Annotated in this window: 1 protein-coding gene and 1 pseudogene; both read right to left on the reverse strand. The window is 43.6% G+C overall.

Annotation, left to right across the window (positions count from 1 at the left end; all coding sequences use genetic code 11):
• Positions 1-539: pseudogene (locus tag DW793_RS14350) on the reverse strand (hypothetical protein); the annotation flags it as partial.
• Between the two features lie 7 nt (positions 540-546).
• Positions 547-895, reverse strand: a 349-nt coding sequence (locus DW793_RS14880; protein WP_181988401.1) for a hypothetical protein, incomplete at its 5' end; no start/stop codon positions are given.

The raw sequence follows: 895 nt of genomic DNA on the forward strand, positions 1-895 counted from the left end.
ACTGCGGCTGAAAATACTGTGAGCTGATTGTAGAGATTTTCAGGGAGAAGCTGCACACCGAAATTGCCCGAATGTTCAGGAAAGCGTGAAGCGAACTTTGTCGCCACGTTGCTCCAGCCGTTGTACCAAAAGCCGTCTGAAAGCATTGGGAGCACTGCGCCCAAGAATATCACTGCAAGATAAGATAAAGCCATAAAAATGAGCTTCAAAAGCTGTCCGAACAGCCAGTTCAGCCTGCCCACACGCATTATGTAGAAAACTGTGTTGGTGTCTATCTTCGGAAAATCTGCGATAAGTGTGAGGAAAACCAGCGGTATGATAAGAAGTATCGCACCTGAATTAGCTATGGCGATAAAAGGCTCAAGGATATTCAGCGGCTCGCCCATAAGCTCTGCGTTTGATTTAAGAGGCTCAATAGCAAAGCTGTAAATGAAGATAAGAAGCACTCCCAGGATTATCATTCGTGCGTCGCATATCCACTTTATGAACTCCGCCCTTGCACAGAAAAAGCTTTGTTTAAGGCTGAAATTTTTCATCATAGCTGACCTACACCCCCTTGTCCTTGCGCAAATTCATCACGATAATAAATCCCAGCAGGATAACGATCGCCCCCGAACAGTTCACCGCAGTTATCCACTTTGCACTTCTGTCAAAGCTTTGTATATACAGAAAATTCGTCACAGAGCTTGGATAAAAGGCGTTTGCTCTATCAAAATCAAAGTTATCGTTGAAAAGATTTGCGTCTATTATCCTATTGAGCATTGTTGTGAGGACATAGTTGAGCATAAAGGCAGGCAGGTTATGATATACGGATTTTTGCAAAATGAGCTTAGGAAAAACGCAGGCAGTGTGGAAACTGCACCATATGCGAAAGCTACTGCAAGCATTTTGATTA

This window comes from Ruminococcus sp. AM31-15AC (assembly GCF_003462045.1).
GTDB classification, from domain to species: Bacteria; Bacillota; Clostridia; order Oscillospirales; family Ruminococcaceae; genus Hominimerdicola; species Hominimerdicola aceti.